The 19,091-nt window shown below is 68.7% G+C and carries 16 protein-coding genes, 1 pseudogene and 1 riboswitch; of the genes and pseudogenes, 10 read left to right on the top strand and 7 right to left on the bottom strand.

Annotated elements, in window-relative coordinates:
* Positions 1-808 (bottom strand): phospholipid scramblase-related protein (locus CV1CTNOD_RS23640; RefSeq protein WP_131788235.1); only part of this gene is annotated, 808 nt, incomplete at its 3' end.
* A gap of 246 nt (positions 809-1,054) precedes the next feature.
* Positions 1,055-2,677, bottom strand: coding sequence for a chaperonin GroEL (gene groL / locus CV1CTNOD_RS23635; protein WP_131788153.1), 1,623 nt, complete (start codon positions 2,675-2,677; stop codon positions 1,055-1,057).
* Between the two features lie 353 nt (positions 2,678-3,030).
* On the opposite strand from groL, the gene CV1CTNOD_RS23630 reads away from it, so the two are divergent.
* Together CV1CTNOD_RS23630 and CV1CTNOD_RS27165 are read left to right on the top strand one after the other, a co-directional pair.
* Positions 3,031-3,270 (top strand): DUF433 domain-containing protein, encoded by a 240-nt coding sequence (locus tag CV1CTNOD_RS23630; RefSeq protein ID WP_242606973.1) that lies wholly within the window; start codon positions 3,031-3,033, stop codon positions 3,268-3,270.
* A complete protein-coding gene (locus CV1CTNOD_RS27165) occupies positions 3,267-3,500 on the top strand; it encodes a DUF5615 family PIN-like protein (RefSeq protein ID WP_278043984.1) in 234 nt (77 codons plus the stop codon). Before CV1CTNOD_RS23630 ends, CV1CTNOD_RS27165 begins: the two co-directional genes overlap by 4 nt.
* Before the next feature lie 633 nt (positions 3,501-4,133).
* Here the strand turns inward: CV1CTNOD_RS27165 and thrC are convergent.
* On the bottom strand, positions 4,134-5,408 hold the full coding sequence (gene thrC / locus CV1CTNOD_RS23620) for a threonine synthase (protein WP_131788152.1): 1,275 nt from the start codon (positions 5,406-5,408) through the stop codon (positions 4,134-4,136).
* A 9-nt stretch (positions 5,409-5,417) separates the two neighbouring features.
* Positions 5,418-5,535: riboswitch (SAM riboswitch) on the bottom strand.
* A gap of 31 nt (positions 5,536-5,566) precedes the next feature.
* Between thrC and CV1CTNOD_RS23615 the strand changes: the two genes are divergently transcribed.
* The 3 genes from CV1CTNOD_RS23615 to CV1CTNOD_RS23605 all read left to right on the top strand — a co-directional run bounded on the left by CV1CTNOD_RS23615 (position 5,567) and on the right by CV1CTNOD_RS23605 (position 9,258).
* Positions 5,567-6,538: a glucosyl-3-phosphoglycerate synthase gene (locus tag CV1CTNOD_RS23615; RefSeq protein WP_131788151.1), complete on the top strand. Its 972-nt coding sequence runs from the start codon at positions 5,567-5,569 to the stop codon at positions 6,536-6,538.
* A 158-nt stretch (positions 6,539-6,696) separates the two neighbouring features.
* Positions 6,697-7,512 (top strand): HAD family hydrolase, encoded by an 816-nt coding sequence (locus tag CV1CTNOD_RS23610; RefSeq protein ID WP_131788150.1) that lies wholly within the window; start codon positions 6,697-6,699, stop codon positions 7,510-7,512.
* Between the two features lie 192 nt (positions 7,513-7,704).
* Positions 7,705-9,258, top strand: a complete 1,554-nt coding sequence (locus CV1CTNOD_RS23605) for an alpha,alpha-trehalose-phosphate synthase (UDP-forming) (protein ID WP_131788149.1) — start codon at positions 7,705-7,707, stop codon at positions 9,256-9,258.
* Positions 9,259-9,265: 7 nt separating this feature from the next.
* Here CV1CTNOD_RS23605 and otsB read toward each other — a convergent pair whose 3' ends face one another.
* Genes otsB through CV1CTNOD_RS23590 form a run of 3 tightly spaced genes read right to left on the bottom strand, consistent with a single transcriptional unit; the run spans position 9,266 to position 11,216 of the window.
* Complete coding sequence (otsB, locus tag CV1CTNOD_RS23600) at positions 9,266-10,117, bottom strand: trehalose-phosphatase (RefSeq protein ID WP_131788148.1); 852 nt, start codon at positions 10,115-10,117, stop codon at positions 9,266-9,268.
* A gap of 13 nt (positions 10,118-10,130) precedes the next feature.
* Positions 10,131-10,781, bottom strand: a complete 651-nt coding sequence (locus CV1CTNOD_RS23595; RefSeq protein WP_131788147.1) for a LytR C-terminal domain-containing protein — start codon at positions 10,779-10,781, stop codon at positions 10,131-10,133.
* 9 nt (positions 10,782-10,790) lie between these two features.
* Positions 10,791-11,216, bottom strand: coding sequence for a DUF3263 domain-containing protein (locus CV1CTNOD_RS23590; protein ID WP_131788146.1), 426 nt, complete (start codon positions 11,214-11,216; stop codon positions 10,791-10,793).
* A 242-nt stretch (positions 11,217-11,458) separates the two neighbouring features.
* On the opposite strand from CV1CTNOD_RS23590, the gene CV1CTNOD_RS23585 reads away from it, so the two are divergent.
* Both CV1CTNOD_RS23585 and CV1CTNOD_RS27160 read left to right on the top strand, forming a co-directional pair.
* Entirely contained in the window at positions 11,459-11,899 is a 441-nt protein-coding gene (locus CV1CTNOD_RS23585; protein ID WP_131788145.1) for an RNHCP domain-containing protein, read from the top strand.
* Between the two features lie 211 nt (positions 11,900-12,110).
* Positions 12,111-13,100, top strand: a pseudogene (locus CV1CTNOD_RS27160) (glycosyltransferase 87 family protein); the annotation flags it as partial.
* Between the two features lie 301 nt (positions 13,101-13,401).
* Here the strand turns inward: CV1CTNOD_RS27160 and mptB are convergent.
* A complete protein-coding gene (mptB, locus tag CV1CTNOD_RS25985) occupies positions 13,402-15,270 on the bottom strand; it encodes a polyprenol phosphomannose-dependent alpha 1,6 mannosyltransferase MptB (protein WP_207386633.1) in 1,869 nt (622 codons plus the stop codon).
* 404 nt (positions 15,271-15,674) lie between these two features.
* Between mptB and CV1CTNOD_RS23575 the strand changes: the two genes are divergently transcribed.
* From CV1CTNOD_RS23575 to CV1CTNOD_RS23565, 3 genes are all read left to right on the top strand, one after another.
* Positions 15,675-17,270, top strand: a complete 1,596-nt coding sequence (locus tag CV1CTNOD_RS23575) for a hypothetical protein (protein ID WP_242606972.1) — start codon at positions 15,675-15,677, stop codon at positions 17,268-17,270.
* A 693-nt stretch (positions 17,271-17,963) separates the two neighbouring features.
* Positions 17,964-18,653, top strand: coding sequence for a hypothetical protein (locus tag CV1CTNOD_RS23570; RefSeq protein WP_131788142.1), 690 nt, complete (start codon positions 17,964-17,966; stop codon positions 18,651-18,653).
* A complete protein-coding gene (locus tag CV1CTNOD_RS23565) occupies positions 18,650-19,075 on the top strand; it encodes a DUF4407 domain-containing protein (protein WP_242606971.1) in 426 nt (141 codons plus the stop codon). Before CV1CTNOD_RS23570 ends, CV1CTNOD_RS23565 begins: the two co-directional genes overlap by 4 nt.
* Positions 19,076-19,091 lie beyond the last annotated feature (16 nt).

Raw genomic sequence — 19,091 nt, 5'->3', positions numbered from 1 at the left:
CGGAGGCGACCACCAGGCTGCGCAGCGGATCCGTCAGCGGGCGGTGGATCTGGACCACGTAGTTGTCGGCGGTGGTGAACAAGGTGCGGGCCAGGCCCTCCCATGTTTTCGTCACCCGGGCTATCTCGGTACCGGTGTGATCGACGATCGAGAAATTCCACGCCCGCCAGTTCTCCGTTTTGATCATTCCGACGGACGCCCCGCCGGCATCCAGGGCGAAGCGGATCTTTCCGAAGACGTTCTGCTGGACGATCCGGCCGATCTCGGATCCGTCCGGCCGAGTGATGATCACACGTGATTTGAAGATTTTCGCCGGTCGGGTGAGGACGAGACGGGCTGCCCCGGCGCTGTCGCGCACCTCGAGCCGGTGGGTGAAGAACTGGTCGAGCGAGCTGACGAACCGTATCGCTTTCTTGAGGGCGCTCTGGCCGACCTCGACGACCGAACCGATCTGGTTGCCGGACTGGTCGAACACGGCATACTCGTTCGTCAGTTCGATGAGTTTGGTCTTCTGGTTGACCACGAGGACCGATTCGGTGAAGAGCGTCCCGCCGCCACCGTGAACGGGCTGCACGCCGGCGCGTTCGGAAACCTGGCGCTGGATGCGATCCGGCGTGTGGTTGGTCTGCACCGATGCATTCTGGTAGCCCTGTGGAGTTCCCCAGCCCTGCGCAGGTGCTGCTCCATCCGGTGACCCCTGCTGGGTGTCACGGACCTGTTCGGTCCAGCCGGCGCCGTCCCAGTAACGGAAGCCGTGCTGGCCGGACGGGTCGGCGTACCAGCCGGCCGGCGGCGTGGCCTGGGTCATCTCGTGCACACTCCCGGTCATGGTGCGGCTCACGGCTCACCGTGGACCCGCGGTGGTGGTAACCCCACCGGAATCGACGCTTCACGAGAGTATGCCCGACATGGTCGGTAAACCGCTGTGACCACCACTGGTATCGCATGCACGACAAATCATGCCCATGACAGCTCATGACAAAGGGGGCGGTCCCACATTCGGGACCGCCCCCTTCTTGCCCTGCGTTCTGGCTGTGAACCTCAGAAGCGGACCTCAGAAGTCCATGTCTCCGCCGCCGCCGGGCACGGCCGGGGCCGGGTTCTTCTCCGGCTTGTCGGCGATGACGGCTTCGGTGGTGAGGAACAGGCCGGCGATCGACGCGGCGTTCTGCAGCGCCGAGCGGGTGACCTTGGCCGGGTCGATGATGCCGGTGCCGATCAGGTCGACGTACTCGCCGGTGGCCGCGTTCAGGCCATGGCCGGCGGGCAGGTGGCGGACCTTGTCGACCACGACGCCACCTTCGAGACCGCTGTTGTAGGCGATCTGCTTGATCGGCGCTTCGAGGGCGAGGCGGACGATGTTCGCCCCGGTGGCCTCGTCACCGGCGAGGTCGAGCTTCTCGAAGGCGGTGACCGACGCCTGGAGCAGCGCGACGCCACCACCGGCGACGATGCCCTCCTCGACCGCGGCTTTCGCGTTCGAGACGGCGTCCTCGATGCGGTGCTTCTTCTCCTTGAGCTCGACCTCGGTCGCGGCACCGACCTTGATGACCGCGACGCCACCGGCGAGCTTGGCCAGCCGCTCCTGCAGCTTCTCGCGGTCGTAGTCGGAGTCCGACTTCTCGATCTCGGAGCGGATCTGGCTGACCCGACCGGCGATCTGGTCGGGGTCACCCGCACCCTCGACGATCGTGGTCTCGTCCTTGGTGACGACGAACTTGCGGGCCTTGCCGAGCAGGTCGAGCGTGGTGCTCTCCAGCTTGAGACCGACATCCTCGGAGATGACCTGGCCACCGGTGAGGATGGCGATGTCGCCGAGCAGGGCCTTGCGACGGTCACCGAAGCCGGGGGCCTTCACCGCGACGCTCTTGAAGGTGCCACGGATCTTGTTGACGACCAGGGTGGCCAGGGCCTCGCCCTCGACGTCCTCGGCGATGATGGCCAGCGACTTGCCGGCCTGCATGACCTTCTCCAGGAGCGGGAGCAGGTCCTTGACCGCCGAGATCTTGCTGTTGACGATGAGGATGTACGGGTCGTCAAGGACGGCTTCCTGACGGTCGGCGTCGGTGACGAAGTACGGCGAGATGTAGCCCTTGTCGAAGCGCATACCCTCGGTGAGCTCAAGCTCGAGCCCGAAGGTGTTGCTCTCCTCGACGGTGACGACACCCTCCTTGCCGACCTTGTCCAGCGCCTCGGCGATCAGCGCGCCGATCGCGGGGTCGCCTGCGGAGATGGACGCGGTGGAGGCGATCTGCTCTTTGGTCTCGACCTCCTTGGCCTGCTTGGAGAGCTCCTCCGAGACGCGCTCGACCGCGATCTCGATGCCCTTCTTCAGGCCCAGCGGGTTGGCGCCGGCTGCCACGTTGCGCAGACCCTCGCGGACCAGCGCTTGGGCGAGGATCGTCGCGGTGGTGGTGCCGTCACCCGCGACGTCGTTCGTCTTCTTCGCGACTTCCTTGACGAGTTCCGCGCCGATCTTCTCGTACGGGTCCTCGAGCTCGATCTCCTTGGCGATGCTCACGCCGTCGTTGGTGATCGTGGGGACGCCCCACTTCTTCTCCAGAACGACGTTGCGGCCCTTCGGGCCGAGTGTGACCTTTACGGCGTCGGCCAGCTGGTTCATGCCGCGCTCCAGGCCGCGCCGTGCCTCCTCATCGAAGGCAATGATCTTCGGCATGGTGTCGTGGTCCTCCCAGGGGAATGGCTGTTCAATGGCCTGGCCAAGACGACGCCCGCGACGGACGGCCTTGCAGCCTCGTCGCTCAGCCCTGGCACTCGCAGCAGGTGAGTGCCAGCTCCTGTTTAGCACTCGAGATGGGTGAGTGCAAGCTCGCCCCCGGTCGTGGTGCACGGCCGAGAGGCCCACCGCAGGTCGGGCCGTCTGCTGTCATCCGACCCGTGAACCACCGGTGAACCCCTGGCTTGCCGTGGTCTGGAGCGGTGGTGAGGGCGTGGTCGTCCCGGCATGTCATGATGTTGGTCGTGGGCGACCGGGCGCCGGTATCCTTGAGCAGGAAGAGGGGGTGGCCCGTGCGTTTCACCCGGATCACCGTGAACCCGGCCCAGATGGGCGGTGTGCCGTGCCCGCGCGGCTTGCGCATCCCGGTAGCGACCGTCGTCGGTACGATCGCCGATAGGATGGCCGTCGGCGAAATCACGTCCGAGCTTCCCGAGCTTCCCGAGCTCACCGCCGAGGACGTGCGCGAAGCCTTGTTGTTCGCCGCCAAGGCCGTACGTGAGCAGCAGCTCCCTTTGCTGGCCGGAGCGTGAGGTTCCTCCTCGACAACAACCTGTCCCAACGCCTCGCCGAAGGTCCGCGCGGTGTGGGTCACGACGTGGTCCATGTTCGTGACCTGGCCATGGGCTCGGCAGACGACGAGACGGTACTTGCCTTTGCCCGCGACGACGACCGCGTTGCTCATCTCGGCAGATACGGATTTCGACGGGATTCTCGCTCGATCCGGTATGGACCGGCCTTCGGTGATTCTCTTCCGTCGTGACGGGGTCGCCGGCCATCCGAGCAACTCGGCTTGCTGATCGCTAATCTCGGTCAGCTTGCCGCTGCCCTAGACCGTCGAGGAGCATAACCGGTTCGGTAACGGGACCTCCAGCGAGCGAACCGTTTCGGCGTCGTCATTTGTCTACCTTCATTTCAAGAACCTGCAGGTCGGTTCGGCGCAGCCGTTTGGGACGTTTGACGAGGCGCTGCCGGCGGACAACGGAATCCGGTGCGGGGTTGGGCGATCGACCCAGACACGAATGCCCCGATCCAGGTGTACGTGTACGTGGACGGGACCGCCGGCTACGCGACGACGGCCGACGTGTCGCGTCCCGACGTGGACAATGCGTTTCACCGCGGGGTGAACCACGGGTTTGACTTCATTGTGCCGGTCTGCGCTGGCAGGCACACGGTGTGCGTATGGGATCAAATTTGGCGGCGGGAACAACCCCCAGCTGGGTTGCAGGTCTGTCCGGGTCTGAGGTGACAGGAGTTGTCCGGGTCGTCCATGGGGGCCCGGACAACTGACATCCCGACCGGTGGCCAAGGAGCGGGCGGGATGTCGGTCGGCCCCGGCCAAAGGTGGCGCGATCATTGTTTTCGCGCCGCCGGAGGTGTCGTTGTGAGGCGTTGTTCAGTCGCCGAGGCCGGCGGTTTCGAAGGCGGCCAGTGACGGGCGGATGGTCGCGGTTGGCTTGCCCGTCGACACCAGTGGGTCGAGGGTCTTCAGCCCGTCCCCGGTGTTGAAGATGACGGTCTCGGCATCGGGGTCGAGTAGGCCCTCGCGCAGCAGCCGCCGCAGGCAGGCGACGGTGACGCCGCCCGCGGTCTCGCCGAAGACACCCTCGGTCCGGGCCAGCAGGCGAATTCCCTCGACGATCTCGGGATCGGTGACGTCGGTGATCGCACCGCTGGTCCGCCGTGCCACGTCGAGGGCGTACGGGCCGTCCGCGGGGTTGCCGATCGACAGCGATTTGGCAATGGTGGACGGCTTCATCGGCGAGACCGTGTCCACCCCACGGGCGAAGGCTGCTGCGACCGGGTTGCAGCCCTGCGCCTGCGCGCCGAAAACCCGGTACGGGGTCGGCTCCACCAGGCCGAGACGGCCGAGCTCACCGAAAGCCTTGTCGATCTTGGTCAGCAGCGACCCGGACGCGATCGGCACCACGACCTGCTCCGGCAGTCGCCAGCCGAGCTGCTCGGCGACCTCGTAGCCGAGCGTCTTGGACCCCTCGGCGTAGAACGGCCGGACGTTGACGTTGACGAACGCCCACTCGTACTCACCGGACAGCTCACTGCACAGGCGGTTCACGTCGTCGTAGTTGCCGTCGATCGCGACCAGCGTGCCGCCGTAGACGGCGGTCGACACGGTCTTGCCGTCCTCGAGGTCGTGCGGGATCAGTACCACTGAGCGAAGTCCGGCGGAGGCGGCGTGGGCCGCCACCGACTGGGCCAGGTTGCCGGTGGACGCGCAGGCGACCGTGGTGTATCCATGCTCGCGCGCGGCTGACAGCGCCACCGACACGACCCTGTCCTTGAACGAGTGGGTGGGGTTCGCGCTGTCGTCCTTGACCCACAGTGTCCGCATTCCGAGCTCGGCGGCGAGGCGGGTGGCCGGGCGCAACGGCGTCCAGCCCGCTCCGAGGGACACCCGGCGTGCGGGGTCGTGGCCGGCGGGCAGCAGCCCGACGTAGCGCCACAGATTGGTGGGACCGGCCTCGATGGATGCCCGGGTAACCCGGCGCAGCGCGGACTCGTCGTAGGCAATCTCCAGCGGGGCGAAACACTCGATACAGACGTGCGTCGGCGAGAGCGCATAGGTGGCACCGCAGTAACGACACGACAGGGATACCGCGGGATTGACGACGTCAGAGCTGATCGTTGAGAGGCGCTCGGGAGCGACTGTCATCTGTGAAACTCCTCATCTTTCCCGAGAGCCGGATGCATCTCAGGACGGAATTAGCACCTGCCGCGCACTGATGCGGGTGGTTGCCGGGGCTTCACTGGGCCGGTCCCTCTGCCCCTCTGGATGAGCCGTATGCGGTTGTCCTTCCGTACTGTAGTCGTGTGCGGCCTGACGTGCACCGTTGGTTCAAGCATAGGACGTATTACGGGCATGACTTCTCGCCCGGGGAACTGCTGGCCCGCAAGGTGGGTCCGATCAGCGTGGTACTGCCCGCGCTGAACGAGGCGGCCACCGTCGGTGAGATCGTTGCGGCGGTTCGCCGTGATCTCGTGGCCGCGGTACCCCTCGTCGACGAGATCGTCGTCATCGACCCCGGCTCGGTCGACGCGACCGCGTCCGAGGCGGCCGCCGCGGGTGCCGCGGTGTTCGCCGAGGAGCGGATCCTCACCGGCTACGGGCGTGTCGCCGGCAAGGGCGAGGCCCTGTGGAAGTCCCTGTACGCAACGTCCGGGGACATCGTGGTCTTCGTCGACGCCGACCTGGAGGACTTCGACGCGAGCCTGGTTACCGGGTTGCTCGGGCCGCTGCTGACCGAGGACGCGGTGTCCTACGTCAAAGCGTCCTATGACCGGCCGCTGGCGAAGGGGCTGCTGCCCGGCGGTGGTGGACGGGTCACCGAACTCGTCGCGCGTCCCCTGCTCAACCTGCACTGGCCGCAGCTTGCCGGGCTGGTGCAGCCGCTTGCCGGAGAGTTCGCCGGCCGACGGGCACTGCTGGAGCAGCTCCCGTTCGTCTCCGGCTACGGTATCGAGTTCGCCCAGGTCGTGGACGTGTTCTCACTCGCCGGGGTGGACGCTCTCGCGCAGGTCGAGGTCGGCCGCAAGGTCCATCGCCACCAGTCCGACGAGGCTCTCGGGCGGATGGCCGCGGAGATCATCCATGCGGCGTGGGCACGGTTGGGCATCCACGGTGGCACTCTCGGTGGGACGCTGACCCAGTTCGGCCGCGGTGACGGCGGGTTGCAACCGCGTACCCACCAGGTGGGGGTGCAGGAGCGCCCGCCGATGATCACCATTCCGGAGTACGCCGCCCGCCACGCCCGTCCGGGCTGCGGCCCGACGGAAAGCACCTGACCGAGGTCCCGCCACACCAGGTGGGCCGCACCGGGCAGGTTGGCCACAATTGGTGACAAATCGACGCCGGAACGCGGCAGGAGCATGGACACCGTACCACCCGACCCGCCACGAACAGTACGAACAGTACGAACAGTACGAACAGGAGGACATTGCCGATGAGCGTCCGGGTCGTCTATACCGATCTCGATGGGACCATGGTGGGGCCGTACGGATGCTTCTTCCGGGCTGAAGATCACTCCACCACATTGGACCCGGCTCGTGCCCTGATCGATCTGCACCAGGCCGGCATCGCGCTGGTCCTGGTCAGCGGACGGACGCGTCCCCAGCTCACCGAGGCCGCCTCGATCTTCGGTGCGGACGGGTTCATCGCCGAACTCGGCGCCATCGTCGGCTGGGACCACGGGCGCAGCAGCCAGATCCTGCGCGGAGCCATGCCCGCGACGTTCGACCGGATACCCGACGAGCTGATCACGGCGTTGCTCGCGCGGCATCCGGGACGCCTGGAGGCGCACCGCTCCTGGCTCCGCGGCCGTGAGGTCGACATCATGCTGCGGGGCAACATCGACGTGGCCGAGGTCGACGCGTGGCTCGTCGCGGAAGGCTTCGGCTGGCTGACCATGCGCGACAACGGCATCATCGCGCGGGCCACCATGCCCGATCTGGATGATGTTCCGCACGTCTATCACCTGGTGCCGGACGGTGTCAGTAAGGGGGCCGCGGTGGCCTTCGACCTGGCCCGCCGGGGGCTCCGCCCGGATCAGGCGATCGCGATCGGGGATTCCGCCAGTGACCTTGTCATGGCCGAGCACGTCGGTCGCATGCACCTTGTCGCGAACGCGTTGCGGCACACGGACCTGGTCGACCTGCTGCCCGGTTACGACAACGTCGTCGTGGAGGACGGCACGCTCGGCGCCGGGTGGGCGAGCGCGGTGCGTTCGGTCCTGACCCCGGTGAGGCCCGCTGCCGTCTGATTCCGGTGCGGCCCGCCGCTGTCCGGCTCCGCTGTGTTGCGGCTCCGCTGTGTTGCGGTACCGCTGTGTTGCGGTACCGCTGTGCCGTGGTTTGAGCGACGGGTCGGTGCGACCGCCTGCTGAGGCACTACCCTTCGCAGGGTGCGTCATGTCCGGTCGGTTGACGAATCGGCCCGTCCCGCGGTCGCCCGGGTGCTTGTCGCGTCCAACCGTGGACCCGTGGCGTTCACGACAGGTGACGATGGGTCGCTCGTCGTGCGCCGCGGCGGTGGTGGGCTGGTCAGTGGCCTGCACGCGGTCGCCAGCGGCGACATCGGATCCGGGGACCCGACCGGCCGGGCCGGCGGCGCCGGTGGTGGGGTGGTCTGGGTGTGCGCGGCGATCAGCGAAGCCGACCGGCGTGCCATCCGGTCGACGCCGGACGGCCGCCTGGACCTCGCCGGTCACGACACCGGCGGCGCGGCCGTCTGCATGCTCGACGTGGACAGGGTCGTGTTCGAACGGGCATACAACGCGGTCGCCAACCGCACGTTGTGGTTCGTTCTCCATCTTCTCTACGCGCCGGCCTCCCAGCCCTCCTTCGGGGCGGTGTTCCAGCGCGACTGGCAAGCGTATGAGACTTACAACGCGATGTTCGCCGAGGCGCTGGCCCGTGAGGCGGCGCCGGGCGCGGCCGTCCTGATCCAGGACTACCATCTCACGCTCGTGCCTGCGCAGCTGCGCAGTCTGCGGCCGGACCTGAGGATCGCTCATTTCAGTCATACACCGTGGGCGCCACCGGAGTACTTCCGGATGCTGCCGGACGACGTCGCCCGCGCGGTCGTCCAGGGCATGCTCGGCGCCGACCAGCTCGGCTTTCTCACCCCCGAGTGGGCGGAGGCGTTCTGCCGGTGCGCCGAGGTGGTGCTTCCCGCGGATGTCGAGGTCGATCGCGGCAGTGGCCACGCGGGCAGCGGTAGCAGCGGTAGTAATGACGCGGGTCGCGGTAGGGGCGAGGCGGACGGTACGGGTGGGCCGCGGCTTCGATACCGCGGCCGCGTTGTCCGGATCGGCGTCCACCCGCTCGGGGTCGACGGTGACTCGCTGCTCGAGCGTGCGTCCGGGCATGACGTGGCCGCCCGTGCCGCCGAGATGCGAGATCTTGCCGCTGGTCGGCGGGTGATCGTGCGGGTGGACCGGACCGAGCTGTCGAAGAACATCGTTCGTGGCCTGGATGCCTACCGGGAGCTTCTTCGGAACTACCCGCAGTGGCGGGATCGGGTGGTGCACATCGTGTGCGCCTATCCGTCGCGTCACGACTTGCCCGAGTACCGCGAGTACACAGCCGCGGTGCAGCGGATCGTGGAGGAGATCGAGGACGAGTTCGCGACCGCGACCTGGTTGCCCGTCCGGCTTGAGATCAACGATGACTACCCACGGTCACTGGCCGCGTTGTCGCTGGCCGAGGTCCTGGTGGTGAACCCGATCAGGGACGGGATGAACCTGGTCGCGAAGGAAGGCACGGTGCTGTCCCGGCCCGGGGCGGCCCTGGTGCTCTCCCGCGAGGCCGGGGTGTGCGCGGAGATGGCCGACGACGCGCTGGTGGTGAACCCGTTCGATGTGAGCGCGACCGCCCGGGCACTGCACACCGCCTTGCTCATGGCCGCTGACGAGCGCCGCGACCGGTGCGCGCGGCTTGCCGCCATCGCTGGCAGGCTTCCTCCGCGCAAGTGGTTCCGCGACCAGCTTGACGCGTTGCTCCAGTGACCGCGCCTCAGGCGAGGCGGTCGGCGAGCAGACGCAGTAGGGCCACCACTCCTTCCGGACCCGGGACGACGAGATCGGCCCGTTCCCGCAGTTTCCCCGGGACCTCCGGGCCGTCGCTGCACACGGTCAGACCGGGGGTTCCGGCAGCCCGCAGCTCGTCGACCGCGTCGAAGGCCGGCAGGTCGCCGAGGTCGTCGCCGGCGAACAGCACGGAGCGGGCGCCCAGCTCGGCCATGTGGTCACGCAGTGCCCGGCCCTTGTCGTGGCCGGGTGGGCGCAGTTCCAGCACACGTTTGCCAGGTGCCGCCTCCAGCCCGTTGTCCCTGGCCAGGCTGGTCAGCGCGGGGGTGAGCGAGGCCAGTGACACGTCCGGGTCGGCGGTGCGGCGGACGTGAACGACCAGGGCATGCCCCTTGTCCTCCACGACGGTCCCGGCGGGTGCGTCCTGGAGGAGCTTGGGTAGCGCTGCCCGGACCGCGGCCACTCCGGGCAGCGGTTCGGGGCTGGTGATCGTCCCTGTGGACGCGTCCCAGCGCTGCAGCCCGTACTGGCCAAGGATGACCATCGAGCGCAGCCCCGGCTCGTCGGTGAACCGGGCGAGGGCGAGCAGGGCTTCGACCGGGCGGCCGGTGATGATGGTGACCGATCCGACCCGTTCGGCCAGCCGCGCCAGGGCACTCAGGGCGCCGGGAGCGGGAACAGCATCGGAGGGACGGTTGACGATCGGCGACAGGGTGCCGTCGTAGTCGAGCGAGACCAGGGCATGCCGCGGGTCGGTGAGCAGCGTGGCGAGCCCGGAGCCGCCGGCGAGCGTCCGGGGTGCCTCGGCGAGCGGGCTGGTACCGGGTGTGGAAGTCATGGGTTCAGGTCCGTCACTCGGGCGGGTCGGTCTGGAAATCCTTGGTGATGACAAGGATGAGCGGGTCGTCCGAGATGAAGTGCGCGGTTTTGGGAGCCGCGGCTCTGACATCCGGGATCAGTTCCTGCATGGTCTTGGCTGCGGCCTCCTGCTCCGGCTCGTAGAACACGGTCGGCACCGCGACGTTGTACGTCGAGTTGTAGTTACCGATCCGGGTCACCGTGAAGCCGGCGGCTTCCAGCCGTGCCCGGGCGATCTCCGCAAGCCCCGTCTCCCTGGAGTTGTTCAGGATCACCACGGGGGCGAAGATGTGTTTCGGTGTGGTCGACGGAGCAACCGGGGCGGCCGCCCTCGGCGACTGTGACGTTTCCTTGGGTGATGGAAGGGTGCTCGTCGCCGGCGCGACAGGCGCTGGCGCCGCAGCCGTGGATGCGCTGGCGGGCCGCGCGGCCGTGGCCGTGGCCGTGGCCGTGGCTTGGGCCGGTGGACCTGCGGAGGCGGCGGGCGTCGTGTCCGGCGAGGGGTCGTTGACCAGGTTGACGATCAGGATGCAGCCGAGCACGGCGAGCACGGCGACGGTCCCGGCAGCAATGGTATGCAGCCGGTCACCCCGACGCAGCCGCGGCGGCGGTGGAGGGGTTGGGGAGGTGATGGTCTCGGTCATGGCGGGTGCTCAGATCTCGGCTGGGTCGAGTCGGTCGGTGTTGCCCGAACGTGCTCGCCGTCGCGTTGCCCGCAACCTGCGCAGCCGTCTGACCAGCATGGGGTCGGCGACGAGTGCGGCAGGGGAGTCGATCAGGGCGTTCAGGATCTGGTAGTAGCGGGTCGCGGAGATACCGAACTCGGCGTGGATCGCGGTCTCCTTGGCGCCCGCATATCGCCACCAGTGATGCTCGAACTCCAGCACCCGGCGCTGGCGGTCGCTGAGTGCCGCTGCCGGGTCAGCTGCGTCGAGATCACGCGCGGGCCGCGGCTGGTGACCGGATGCCGGCGGTTGGTGACTGGATGCCGGGGGATCGGACGAGGCCGGCGTCTGTGCGGGATGGTGCGGTACGTGGAAGGTCTGCGATTCGGGCGCCAGGACATGAGCGGCTTTCACTACGATGATCAACCTCCTCCGGCGGGGATCCGCGAATCACAGGAATGTGCTTCGCCGTCCACTATTTCAGAGGTTGGGTCCGACAACTTCCGCCGAGCCGGTCGACACGCGGAATCCTCCTCTCATCGACCCCGCCTGCCTGGCACCGCATGAAGAAGATCACGCCTCTGGGGCGGGGGTGATCATCAGTGCTGCCCTTTGCTGGTCCGTCCGTCCGTCCGTCCGTCCCGTACTGTCGGGTGGTGACCCGTCGTTTCACCCGTACCGCCGAGGACTTCCAGTGCCTTGCCTGCGGGACGCCGGTGCACGGCGACGGCTACACCAACCACTGCCCGCGCTGCCTGTGGTCCCGGCATGTGGACGTCAACCCCGGTGATCGGGCGGCTGACTGCGCAGGGCCGATGCGCCCGGTTGCCGTGGAGGTGCGGGCCGGGCGGACCGTCGTGGTCCACCGCTGCAAGAGCTGCGGTCACCAGCGGCGGAACAGAACGTCGCCGGCGGACGACATCGAGGCGATCATGAAACTGTCGGCGGAGGGCGGCGTCCACGCCGGCTCCACCCCGTGCCGTGCTCCGGAGGGTGGACGTAGGCGGATCAGCCGGTACAGGGGGCGGGCCGAGCCGGATGAAGGGCCTGGCCGGAGGAACCGCATGAACCGGAACGACCCTGGGCCAGCCGGGTAGGCGGGACCCGGCGGTCCGGCAGCGGATACCGTCATGGAACGTGCGGACGGCTGACATCGGTGCCGCCGGGTCGGCGCCACAACAACGATCCGGCCGGCGCCTGCCTGTACTGCGGCGGCTGCTACCACGACGGTGGCTGATACCACGACAGCCCGGCCGGTATGCGCCGGCAGCGCGTCTGTCTCGTTGGACGGGCCGTACCCGCCGGTGGATGCAACCGTGGTCCGGGTCATGGTCGGCCAGGCGGATCCGGGTCTTCTGGGTGGTCTCCCGAGTGGTCCTGGTCGTCCTCGCCGTCGTTGGGAGGACGCTGGGCGCGCAGCACGGCGTGCTCGGTGACGTCCGGCTCTACGACCACTGGGGCCACGGCCTGGTGCACGGTGCGGGACTCCCCGTCGACGACAACCGCTGGCAGTACCCGCCGGCCGCGGCGATCGTGCTCGCCGTCCCGTCCGCGCTGGAGGCGGTCACCAGGCTGCCCTACGAGGTCGGTTTCTTCCTGATGATTCTTGCGGCGGACGCTGCGGTCACCGGCATGCTGGCCCGGCGGTCGGCGTCGGCGGCCCGTTTCTGGCTGCTCGGGATCTGCGCGCTCGGACCGGTCTCGCTGGCCCGTTTCGATCTGGTTCCGGCTGTTCTCGTGGTGGCCGCGCTGGTCGGCGTCGCCCACCGGCGGTGGGGACGGGTGGGCCTTGCGGTCGGCCTCGGTGCCCTGGCCAAGGTGTGGCCGGTGCTGCTCCTGCCCGCGCTGGGTGCGGCCGGATCGAACGGCCCGGATCCCGACGCGGGTCCGGGCCTGCCGGCGGTGCGCGCCACCCGTCTGACGCCGCGCCCGGCCCTGGCGAGGCTTGCCGGCGGGTTGGTCGCGGCGGCGGTACTGGTTGCGGCGGTGCTGTTCGCGGCGGGCTGGTGGCGGGACTCGTTCGGTTTCCTGGGTGCGCAGGAAGCGCGCGGCCTGCAGACCGAGGCTGTTCCGGCGACCCCGTTCGTCCTGGCGCACATGGTCGGCCTGGGCCCCGGTCCGGTCTACGACTGGGGATCGTTCCAGTTCGGATCCCAGGCGGCGCGCACAGTGGCGACGGCCTGCTCACTGGTGGAGGTCGCGGTCGTGCTGGGTACCACCGTGTGGTGGTGGCGGATACCCCGGTCGTCACGCGCGGCCACGGACCCGGCGAGTCGGACGCTGGCGCTGCTCCTGGTCGTCCTCGTGACGAGTCGGGTGCTCAGCCCCCAGTACCTGGTGTGGTTACTGGCGGTGGCTGCCTGCCGTCCGCTGTGGTCGGGCCCGGCAACGGGCACGGGTGCTCCGGCAGGCTCCCCCGACATCCCCCCGACCCGCTGGACTCGGCGGACCTGTTCGGCCCGTTCGCACCGCTGGATCACCATAGGACTGCCGGTGATCTGCCTGATCTCGCTCGTGGTCTACCCCATTCGTTATGACGATGTTCTCGCGGGACGGGTCGTCGCGAGCCTGTTCCTGGTGGTGCGCAACCTCCTGCTGGTCATCGTCTGCTGGGTCGCCGTCCGCGAGGTCTTGCGGACGTCACGGCCAGCGCTGTTACACCCACAGCGACAGCCCCGACAACCGCGGCCACGATCATGGTCGCGGAGGCGGGCGGAGCCGCTCGACCCAGCAGGGTCCACGTCGGGGCCAGCGACGCCAGTGACGTCACGCACAGCACCACCGACGTGACGACTACCAGCCGGCGCACCACCGGGGATCCGCTGGTGGCAGCCATGACCGCGAGCGCCGGGACAGCCGGCGCCAGATACCACGGGTAGACGACCGGAGTGCCCAGGGCCACCGCCATCCCCCCGACACCGGCGATGGCGATGTCGTCCAGCGTGGGTCGTTGCGCCGACGCCTGCGGGACCGACGGCCTGCGCCAGGCTCGCCGGAGGAGCCGGGCGACGACCGCCGCGGCAACGGCCAGCGACAACCCCCGGCTGACGGCGAGGGCCGTCTGGGATTGATCGCCGGCACCCAGCAGACCCAGTGGCAGCCGGATCAGGTGGGCGAGCAGCGAGGCGGGGGCGATGCCGGTCTGCGACTGCCCGGAGGTGGACAGCGCGCCGATCCAGGTAGGACCGAAGCCGGCCGCGACCATGCTCAGCGTCATTGTCACCGCTGCCACCGAAAGATCGAAAAGGAGGGTCCCGGCGCCGGCGGCAACCATCGCGCGGCGCCGTGTGGACGCCTTGCCGCTCCCATCACCGTTCCCGTCGCGGCTCCTGTCACCGTTGCCGCCGTGGCTGGCGGTGACGCGTTCGAGCAGGTGGACGAGGACGACCACGGCAAGAGCGAGAAACGCGGTGGCCTTGACCGTCCCAGCGAGGCAGGCGAGCGCGACCCCACCGCAGCGCAGTGCGCCTGACCGCAGCGACCAATGCGACCAACATGACCAACGTGACCGATGCGGGCGCCCGTGGCCCGGCTGCTCCTGGTCCGATCGTTGCCGGTTCCGGTCCGTCCGCTGTCGGCCTGACCGTTGCCGGCCTGACCGTTGCCGCTCGACGACCAGCGCCGCGACCGTCAGCGTGGCGGCCAGGGCGTCCAGGTGTGCCCCGCCGACCAGGTGGACGGCGGTGACGGGGTTTGCGGCCAGCAGCGCGAGCACCAGGGCGATCCGCTGGGAGTCCCCGCGTCCGGGAAGCAGCCGCAGGGTGAGCGCGACGAGTGCCACGACCGAGAGCACGGCGACGAGCCGCAGCACGATGACGGCGCCGAGCGGTCCGGTACCGGACAATGCCTCGCCGGCCGCGGCGGCCGCCTTCTCGACGAACACGGCCGTACTTCCGTAGGGGGCATGGGTATCACGCCAGCGCGGGTCGACCGCGAGCACGAACGGGTCCATCCGGTGGCCCAGGGTGCGCAGTGCCGAGATGCCGTGCGTCGCCGGATCGAGCCCGTGCCGGGCGAGTTCGCCCTGGCCCGCATAGGCGTAGACGTCCCGGCTGAACAACGGCGGGCCGAGTGCGAACGGCAGATTCCACCCGAGGGAGGTGACGACCACCCAGGCGGCGGTGACGCGGGTCGTGGCGAGCCGTGCGGGCCGGCGGGTACGTCCGGATCCGCCGGGGGACACACCTGACACACCTGACGTACCCGATGCATCTGTTGCGCTGCCGGTCGTGCGGACGATCGAATGGGCGATCGAACGGACAAGGGCATACCAGCAGAGGCACAGGGTGAGCACGGCAACGGCGGCGATCGCCGCGAGCCAGCCCCGCGTGACCGCCGACGGTGGCCCTGATGGGAGAATCCCCCACCAGGATGAGGGATTGAGAGTGTCCGGGTTACGCGGTCCGAGCCTGGCTTCGGCGAGGACGGCGGTGACCGCCGCGACGGTGCCTACGACAGTCGGCCACACGACAGGTACGTGAAACAGGCCCAACCGCGGAAAGAATCGCGGACGGGGTCTTCGTTTCCACCTGTCGAGGCCGTTGTCGGGGGTCCGGACCGGCGCTGACCGGGTACTCCCGGTCAGCTGGTTCGTGGAGGTCTGGCACAGGGAGGTGTCGGGTGGGTCTGCTCGGCACCGTTCTGCGTCATGTGGGACCGCGTCGGGCCGTCCCGCGTCGCGACGTCCCGAGTGAGGCGGGACCACGTCACATTGTGCGGCGGGCCGCCACGCAGCGCGAAAGCGTGCCACCTGAACCCACAGCACCAGAAACGATCTCCTCTCCGGCGGTCCGTCCGAGGTCCGCCAGCGTTTTCCCGGGGTCCGGCGGCGCCGTAGCGGGGTCCCGCGGCGCCTTCCCGAAGCTGTGCGACGTGCTCCTTCGGGCCGTCCTTGCCGTTGCCGCCCTGCTGCGGCGCCAACCATGGTTGATCACCGCGGCCCTGTGCGGGATGTCGTTGACGCTCGGACTCACCGGCCCGGACACCCCCGCACAGGAATATCGCGTGTGGTTGTTCAAGCACGGTGGCGCGGTGCTGTGGGACGACCAGTGGTACGGCGGGCACACCGTACCCGGCTACAGCGTGCTCTTCCCGCCGTTGGGGGCGCTGTTCGGGGTGCAGGTGCTGGGCTGCCTCGCGTGCGTCGCCTCCACCGTGATCGTCACGCACTTGCTGCGCGGGCGCGGCCGGACGTACGGCCATGACCACGGCCACGACCTGGCGCTGGTCTGGTTCTCCGTGGCGACGGTGGCCAACCTCGTGGTCGGTCGGATGCCCTTCGCTCTGGGGATGGCCTTCGGTGCGCTGGCATTGCTCGGCGTCCGTGAGCAGCGGGCGAAGATGGCGTGGACCGGCGCGATCGGTTCGTCGCTGGCCTCGCCGCTCGCCGGCGGATTCGTGCTGCTGATCGGTATCGCCCTGCTCGGCACGCTCCAGCGGCGTCGGGTGCTGCCGCTGGCCGGGGCCGCGAGCGGGATCGTTGTCGCGTTGCTGTTTCCCGAACACGGCGTGCAGCCGTTTCCGGCGGTGACCTTCCTGTCCCTACTTGCCTTGATCGGCGCGGGGCTGATCGTCGTCCCGAAACACGAGGTGGCGATCAGGCGCGGGCTGCTGCTGTGGGCCGCGTCCGCCGCGGTCTTCTTCTTCGTCCCGACCCAGATCGGCGGGAACATCGCCCGCCCGGCAACCCTGCTCGCGGGCCCGCTCGCGGCGATGTTGCTGGCCAGGCGCCCGCGCGTGCTGCTGGTCGTCGCGATCCCGCTGCTGGGCTGGCAGATCGGTCCGGTGCACGGGGCGCTGGCCACCTACGGGGACGCCTCCGGCCAGGCCGGCTACTACAGCGGTCTGCTCGACTACCTCGACCACGGCCCGGTGGCCGTGGGACGGGTGGAGATCCCGTTCACCCGGGCGCACTGGGAGGCGTCGTTCGTGGCGCCGCACGTCCCGCTGGCCCGTGGCTGGGAGCGGCAGTTGGACATGGAGTACAACTCGCTGTTCTACGACGGCACGCTCTCCGCCGAGACCTACCACAAGTGGCTGCTCGAACGCGGTGTCCGGTTCGTGGCGCGTCCGGACGTGGAGCTGGACTCCTCCGCGGTGGAGGAGACGAAGCTGCTGGACGCGGGCCAGCCCTACCTGGAGCTCGCCTGGTCGGACGCCCACTGGAAGGTCTGGCTGGTCACCGACTCGCCGGGTCTGGTGCGGGGGCCGGCGACGCTGACCGAGCTCGGGGTCAGCTCACTTGCGGTGAATTTCCACGCGCCGGGTGTCGCGACCGTTCTCGTGCACTTCACGCCCTACTGGCAGCTCGACGACGGCCACCAGGCGTGCGTGTACGAGGCGGCGGACGGCTGGACGGGCATCCTCACCGAGGAGCCGGGGCCGGTGCGGCTGTCCGCCCGGCTCACGGTCAGTGGCCTGACCAGGGCCAGCGCCCTGGACTGCCCGCCGGACCCCCGCGTCCACTGATCGATGGTCGTGGCCGCGATCATCCCGCAGGCCGGTCTTCTTCCGGATCGGTCGCAGCCATGGTAATGATCTTACTGCTCCTCTCCCGGATCAGTGGCGCGTCATCGGCCGGCCGTCAGGCGCGTGCCGTTCACTGGCACTTTCCTAATGACCTCTATTTCTTCAGGCCGGGTTCTGCTCGAATGGGAAACGGTTTGAACGACCTCTTCGCATGCTGGATTATATTTGCTTAGGGAAGACGGGAAACCTGGTCGGCTCCCCCAGCCGAACTTTGGTGGTCAGAATCATAACCGGCATCCGCGCCGGCCGGGGATGGTGGGGTGTGTTATCGGAGCGCCCGGCGGCGATCCGTTCCGATAACGCGTGGTGCGCGATCACGGCGGGCTCCGGTGGATGCCCCGACGGGTAGGTTGGACGGCAAGGGCTCGACCTGCTCGCGTGCTGCGGCCGACGGTGACGCGCGGACAGGATCTTTGGGTGCGGCCGAGTGCCGAATCCGACGACTTGCACCCACTGCGATAATAATGTATGCCCAATAATGAAACAAATCTTGTTGTAAGCCTGAAAGGGGGTTAGGCTTGACGCGTGTTCCTGGGGGAGGAACTTCATGCCGAGCAGGCTTGTCGGCGTTACCTCGGCCTCTTGTCCCATCTCTCCGGTGTCATCCTTTAAGATCTTGAAGGCGGGGTGAGCGTGAGCGAAGGTGACATGTTCGCTGATCCATATGGGCCACACTTTGAGTTTGTCGATGTGGAGCCTCGCGCCGGTGTGGTCGGCGAGGAGGTCGTGGTCAGATGGTCCGCGCTTCATGCGGACGAGGTGTTCGTCGAGGACTATGGCAGGTTCCCGTCCACCGGGTCGGTCCCGGTGGCGCTTGAGGTCACCAGGTCCCTGCGCCTGATGGCGCGCGGGCCGGCCGGGGCCGTGACGGAGGCGCAGACGCCGGTGATACGGGTCTTCAGCCCGCCGGTCATCAGTTTCCTGAGGATTCCGGCTCCGCCGAACGGCATCGGCATCGCGTTACCGGCCGGTCCGTTCGAGGTCCAGGACGAGTTTGCCGCGGTCCCGGCCCCCGTTCCGCGCGGACTGCCTCCGTTACCCGGTGCCCAAGGGCCTGCCGGGCAGGTCGTCGGCAGCCGCGGGTGGTTGGCTTCCGCCCGCTTCGGTGACTTCTCGGCGGGTGGGGTGACGGAAACGGTACCGGCTGTTGGTCGGGGAAGAGTCGGTCTCCTGCTCGCCCAGATCGGGTATCCCCAGTTCCCGTCGCCTCCGGCGCGGCTGGTGAGGTTCCGGACGCCCAGCGGCGGACACAGTCCCGACCGGGGCCGGGAAGGCGTGTGGGGGCGGGCGGTCGCAAGGCGGCGGCGGGAGTACCTGCCGTGAGACGACCGCTCATCTGGTTGTCCGGGGCGAATCCCCAGCTCCTGGCCCGGTGTCCAACCGACCGGGCGAAGTACGTCGGTGTCGGCAGTGCGGTGCTGACCACGTCGCTCATGGCGGCGGCGTCCTGTGCGTTCGCTCTACACATGGGGCTGCGCCTGTCGGTTGCCAGCTGCCTCCTGGTCGGCGGGGCCTGGGGGCTTGCGATCATGGGCCTCGACCGGTGGCTGGTGGCTTCCGTGCAACGCCGGGACCACTGGTACCAGAATCTGTTGATCGCGCTTCCGCGGTTGGCGTTGGCAGTGCTCATCGGTCTGGTTATCTCGACGCCGCTGGTGCTGCGCATCTTCGAGCCGGAGATACAGGCCGAGCTCGTCGACATCCACCGTGAGCGTGTAAACATTCAGGAGCCGTGCGGGGAGTGACGGTTTCGGCCTGGCG

Source organism: Protofrankia symbiont of Coriaria ruscifolia, from assembly GCF_900634745.1.
In the GTDB taxonomy this organism is placed as follows: domain Bacteria; phylum Actinomycetota; class Actinomycetes; order Frankiales; family Frankiaceae; genus Protofrankia; species Protofrankia californiensis.
The sequence above is the reverse complement of the archived record's forward strand: the minus strand, read 5'-3'. Positions and strand labels throughout refer to the sequence as shown.